The 6,164-nt window shown below is 28.7% G+C and carries 6 protein-coding genes; 5 read left to right on the top strand and 1 reads right to left on the bottom strand.

The window, feature by feature from the left end; all coding sequences use genetic code 11:
- Positions 1-284: 284 nt before the first annotated feature.
- Complete coding sequence (locus KA858_RS10165) at positions 285-614, bottom strand: hypothetical protein (protein ID WP_210135616.1); 330 nt, start codon at positions 612-614, stop codon at positions 285-287.
- Positions 615-701: 87 nt separating this feature from the next.
- Here KA858_RS10165 and KA858_RS10170 point away from each other — a divergent pair, with 87 nt between their 5' ends.
- The 5 genes from KA858_RS10170 to KA858_RS10190 form a co-directional block, all read left to right on the top strand.
- The gene (locus KA858_RS10170; protein WP_107607365.1) at positions 702-1,220 is read left to right on the top strand and encodes a hypothetical protein; all 519 of its coding nucleotides are present in this window, start codon (positions 702-704) and stop codon (positions 1,218-1,220) included.
- Between the two features lie 34 nt (positions 1,221-1,254).
- Positions 1,255-1,806, top strand: coding sequence for a hypothetical protein (locus tag KA858_RS12930; protein ID WP_240564014.1), 552 nt, complete (start codon positions 1,255-1,257; stop codon positions 1,804-1,806).
- A gap of 21 nt (positions 1,807-1,827) precedes the next feature.
- The gene (locus tag KA858_RS10180; protein WP_210135617.1) at positions 1,828-3,759 is read left to right on the top strand and encodes an Ig-like domain-containing protein; all 1,932 of its coding nucleotides are present in this window, start codon (positions 1,828-1,830) and stop codon (positions 3,757-3,759) included.
- Positions 3,760-4,156: 397 nt separating this feature from the next.
- A complete protein-coding gene (locus tag KA858_RS10185) occupies positions 4,157-5,587 on the top strand; it encodes a DUF6038 family protein (protein ID WP_210135618.1) in 1,431 nt (476 codons plus the stop codon).
- Between the two features lie 125 nt (positions 5,588-5,712).
- Positions 5,713-6,164 (top strand): DUF927 domain-containing protein (locus KA858_RS10190; protein ID WP_210135619.1); only part of this gene is annotated, 452 nt, incomplete at its 3' end.

Here is a 6,164-nt window from a genome sequence, read left to right on the forward strand (position 1 = left end):
TGGTATGTTTTTGTCGTTAAAAACATTGTACCGTAAAAGGACTGTTATATGGCCTTTTTACTTTTACACAATTATACGGACTTTATCAATATTACGTCACTCTTCAATTATACCAAAATTAAACATTCATTAACATCGTACTCTGCATTTTATATATTGAATCAGCCAGAAAAAAACCGCATCATTTATGATATGCTTCTGCTTATCAGGTAGTGATGCGGTTTTTATAATGAATATATTTTTAAGTAAATAATATAATCATTGTTGTACTAATTAGATTGATTTTAGTCCATACTATTTAAAGAAGCTTCATCAACTTGGTATGTGTTTTCAATTGATTGTACTTCACCATTCCCTTTATTCACAAAAATAGTAAAACCATTATCAGAGTTATCGTCATATACCAACTGCTCCTCTGTTTCTACAGTAGGATCTCCATGAAATTGTTTAAAATCAGATACTGAAATAGCTTCCGGTAAAATGTATACACTTGATACTGTACCGTCTATACCATAATATATGCCTATATTATGATATTTTTCTACATTACCAATATCCATAGAAATGGTATTATCAGGTTCTCCAAATTTTGATTTTATCTCGTGTTTGGACATTTTTAAATTATTTTAGAATAAATATAGAAAAGCGTGGCAAAATAGATTAATATAAAATTAAAATAATTAAAGAATGGGGATAATGGTGTGAAGAAAGTTTTCGCCAGTTTAGGCGTTATTTTATTAGTTGCAGTATTTGGAGTTTCTGTTGTATTTGCATATGGGAGTTACAAAGATTTAGAACTTAAAAAAGAAGAAGCTAAAGTAACTGAAAACAAACAAAAAGATAGTAAGAATAAAACTTCCAAAAAAGAACAACAAAATCAGACTATAAACCAAAAAGAAATTCAAGAACCAACAAACACAAATAATAACCAAGCTTATAATATTAATGAAGAATCTAATACTGATGAAGTTCGAACAACAGAAGATAGTGAAGAAATTAAAAAAACTGAGAACGGCATAGACTATACTGGTGAGTTTGATTCTCTTGAAGAAAAAGAAAAATTTGAAAAAGATGTAATGTCACAATCCGGAGGAGGGCCTAGCGAGAAGGAAGAAATAGATAAAAATTGGGATTCAGAAGCTGAATATGCTAAGCAACAAGAAGTATACAACAAAGCTGCTCGGGGAGAAATTCCTGAACCTGGAGAAACAGTAAAATAGAAGAGGATAATTATTTTTATAAAGGGAGTGTAAAATGAAAAAGATATTAACTGCGATGACAATAATTACAATCATCGGCATATTAGCAGCTGTTGGGTTTTTTGGATACAACAAATATCAGGAAGTAGAGTTAGAAAAAAATAAATTACAAGCTCAACAAAAAGAAAATGACGATAATAATTCACAAAATATTAGTGAAACAGTTAATAATGAGAGTCAATCGAATGAAGGTCAAAATAATAGTCAAGAGCAAGAGAATGAGGGTAGTCAAACAGTAAAAGTTCACGAAGGAAGTAGTGAAAGAACTACGGATAAAGATGAATTTTCTGATTTGAAAGTGAATAGAGATAATGTGTTTGATTACGTTATAGCAGCTGTTAATCAAACTGATGGCGGAGACGCTTCTCTTATAAAATTTCAACAACCAGAATTTTCAGCACAAGATGATGGCTTATGGAGAATAGCAGCAAATAATAAGAGTGGTCACGGTTCATATACCTTTATTGTAGATCAAGATGGAACTGTTCAAATTTGGGACGGCTTGATGAATGAAAAAATTGAAGAACAAAAAGTTACAATAGAATAAATTTTAAAAAGGGGAAAGTAAATGAAAGAAAACTATAAAAACTTTATCCAAATATTTACTAAAAGAAAAAGCATTTTAACTCAAAGTATTATTTTAATATGTATGACGTTTTTCTTGTTGAATAAACATAGTGCTAATGCATCTGAAATCATGCAAGAACAAGCAGAAAATATAAATAATCAAGAGACAAATACAAGTATAAAGAGCAACGATATTAAAACAGAAAATGTTCAAAACAAAGGTATAAAAACCAATACACAAAGCACATTGACAGAACCCCAAAATGAAAATCCCAAAGTTGATAATAATCAAAATGATAATTATTTAGCTAGTAAAAGTAAACAAGTGGTTCCACAAGAAAATAAAAGCAAAAACACTCTAGATTACAAAGGCGTCGTTGAAGATACAGATCATACTCAAGACAAAGTTATGGATTCTAAAAATCTAACACAAATTAAAAAACCTGAATCTATTACTACACAACAAATGAGTTCACCAAATCAACAGACATTATATAATGCTCAAGCCAAATCTAACCAAACTGATAATGAAACATTAGCTATACAGAAACAGCAACAATTAAATACAAATAGACTGAAAAACATAAAAGGCAACAGTACTTATAAAAATACTTATTATGATAAGAAATATGAAGGTATTTTAAGTATCGAAACGGACCGCATTAATTACAAACCTGGTGACACAGTTAAAATATATACTGAGCATAACAGGAACTTTACTAAACCTACTTATAGTGAAGCAATATTATATTCACATAGATCTAGTGGATGGTATATAGACGATCCACCATATCGTTTTGATAAAACTTCATTAGTTGGCAGAACGACATCATTTTATAAGAAAGCGAATGGTAATTGGGAATCTATCATAACTATTCAATTACCTGAGAAAATGGTAGATGATGCTTTTGATATTACAGTTAACAGCTGGAATGACATTGAGTCAGAATATACGAGATCATATAGTAATTCCAATGGTTTACTTATAAAAGTGTTAAATAACAATACATCCGATTTAGGAGAATATAGAGTAGAAGCGTTTGATGAATCAACTAAACCCAAACAAGAATTTAATGGTCCAAAAATCATTAAATACTACACAGATAAAAAAATTTATAATCCAAATGATATAGTAAAAATGACAATTGAAATGCAAGACAAGAATGATATCGCTTATGTCCAAGCTAAACTAAATACATTAGAACCCGATGTATATAAAGATGGCTCTCAAAAATATATTCCGATGACTTTTGCGAATTTCACAAGAGATATTAAACAAATAAGTAATGGAAACTGGCAAGCCATTATTGAATTCAAAATACCATCTTACATTAAAACAGGTGATATAATACTTGATGATATTGTAGCATCTGATAAGTTGGGTAATGATAATGAACTTGATTATGATTTTGATAAAAAATTATTTAAAGTTGAACGAACTGAAAATATAGCTTCATTCACAGTTGATACAATCGCAGATTTTTCAAAAGAAATAAGAGGAAAAGCTACATCTAATATGATGGTTTATGCATATGTAAATAATAAGCAAATAGGAAAAGCAAAAGTTACAGATGGTAAATATTTTATGAGTATTCCAAAACAAAAAGCAGGTACAAATATTCAAATATTTACAATTAATAAATACAATAAAAAGAGTAAGATTGTTACCAAAAAAGTTATAGATAGAACAGCACCTAAAACACCAACAATAAGCAAAATAACAACAAAATCTAAAGTTGTTAGTGGTAAAGGTGAAAAAAATTCAATTGTCTATATCTATAGAGGATCAACCAAAATTGGACAAGCAACTGTAGATACAAAAGGTAATTATAAACTCAATATTAAACCACAGAAAAAAGGTACTAAATTAACAATATACAGTGTAGATAAAGCAAAAAATAAAAGTAAAAAGCTGTATGTAAAGGTACCTTAAAACATACTCTTAATAGGGTTATATAATAAATAATAGAACGTGTGTAATAAAAATGCGGTTAGAAAATTGAAATATTTCTCTAACCGCGTTTTTTATATTTTTTTGGTACTCATCTTTATTGTTTACATAATAGGTCTTTATCAGCCTAACAGTATATTGGGTGATAACTTGTTCGATTTCTTCTTCACTTAAGTACTTTTATTCTATTTTCAGTTATGATGCCTTTCTGCGCATCGACCAATGATGAGGTTTTCAATTCATATATTACTTTATTATATATTAAGCGTATAAAGTACACAAAACAAGAACGAACGTTCTCTTTATTGCTGTTAATTCTACTTTATAATATAAATAAAGTAAACATAACCAATAAAGCAAGTTTGAAAGGACAATCACTTTGAATTTTGAAAATTACAAATATTTTACTGGAAAAGATTTAATGAAGGAATGTAACTTGAGTGAAAAAATGATTAAGAATAGTATGGATAAACTTGAACGAGTTTATAAGTTAGATATAAATAGGTACAAATCAAATCCATCAGCAACCAATAGCGGTTACAGTTTTAACTTATTTGAATTAGAATTATTTAAAATTTTGCTAAATACTATTGACGACTTTCCTGTTCCTACATCTGCTAAAAAATTTGATGACATAGATTTAAGAGAGGAGGCATTAAAGAAAAATAATAGTCAATTTATTAGCTATATTACTAATATCAGCGATTCAATTGATAATATTAAAAATGATGCATTAAAAGCGCAAATTTATGCATCTGAAAACTATTCTTATACTTTAGAATGGCTTAGTGCCCAGTCAAAATGTAATGATGCATTGTCTTCATTTTTTAATTATACAAATTCTCTAGATTTAGATAAGAGTTCAAAACTATATAGAAAATTAGCACATAGAATTGACGAGTTACTGTTTGAAACATTAATGGAAGATAATATGACATTTGATAATGACTTCAACTTCAAGCAACTATATAAAGTTCATCAATATAATAAAGAAAATAATCCCGAAAATTTTATTATATACAACCAAGTAGAACCTGATGATTCCAAGTGTTCGAATGTAAAGCATGAAGTAGCTAGATATATATCAAACGAACCAAGTATAGATGATTATAGTGAACGTACTGATAACAAATTATTAGATTTTTTCATTATTGATATATTAAACAAACTCTACCTTCCAAGTTTGAATAAAAGAATCAATCATAAAATTGTAACTTATGATATACAAAATGATGATGAAGCAAAAATCCGTGAAAAATTAAGAAAAAAAGAAATTGTAAAATATCCATTCAATGTTAATGGATACTTTCTCGGTATTGAAAACGACTTATTTTCTAACTATCAAAGAATTATTAATACTATAAACCGATATAAAAACAGCACTTATGAATTACAAAATTTTGAATCACGCATAGACAATATAATAAATAGCTCAAAGGCATTAATATCAAACGATAAGTTCCTCAATATTTATAAAGATTTTTATCTGTCATTGTCTAAATTTTCTAACCTATTTTATACTAATCGCCAATCCTATATTGATGATGGTATAAGTCCAAATCAAGTAGAGAGCTTCTTAAATGACTTGTATCGAATTCATTTTTTATTGGATAAATATTCATTTAATAAAGATATTGAGCCTCTTTCAAAAATAAACTTCACCGAATTAACGAACACTTTCCACTTATTTGAAGAAATAAAATCTACTCAAATTAAAGACGAAATCATCAGTAAACAAGTCAATGATTTATCTAGTTGGTCTATTGCAAAATCTCTAAGTGAAACCTTAGACAATTTAAAATTTGAATAGCACTACCGAAGTAGGTCGTCCATTATTTTTGTTTATGGACGACCTACTTATTTGCGTTTAATTCTCCTTTAATATGTATGTAGCAACACAAATTTAATGCTTATATAGCAAAGGAGAGATTAATTATGACTCATAACATCTTCAAGCAATATCCATATTGGGTAAATTCAACTGGATGGTATGAACTTATTCGAGCAAAAAACAAAAACGACGAAGATAAGGTAGTTCGTTTATCTAGTCCAATCATCATTGAAAACAAATTTCTTGATCCCTCTACTGGGATTGAGAAATTGACTATCACGGATGGCAAAAATATTAAACGTATTGAAACGTCAGATATTCTAACGACACAAAAATTACCTAGACTGGTTCTGTATAGCTTCAGCATCAATGAAAAGTACATTAAATCGCTAGGTAATGCACTACAATTAATGCGTCAATCACTGCCCATTTCTACATTGTATACAGGTGTAGGTGTCTTAAGTACTGATGAAGGTACTGTCATTTCATTAGATGAACCATATCTTTCAAAAGACATCGAGCAGTCTCAGGCTGATGAAATCATTTGTGAAACAAA

The sequence above is a fragment of the Staphylococcus sp. GDX8P80P genome (genome assembly GCF_017893095.1).
GTDB lineage: Bacteria > Bacillota > Bacilli > Staphylococcales > Staphylococcaceae > Staphylococcus > Staphylococcus borealis.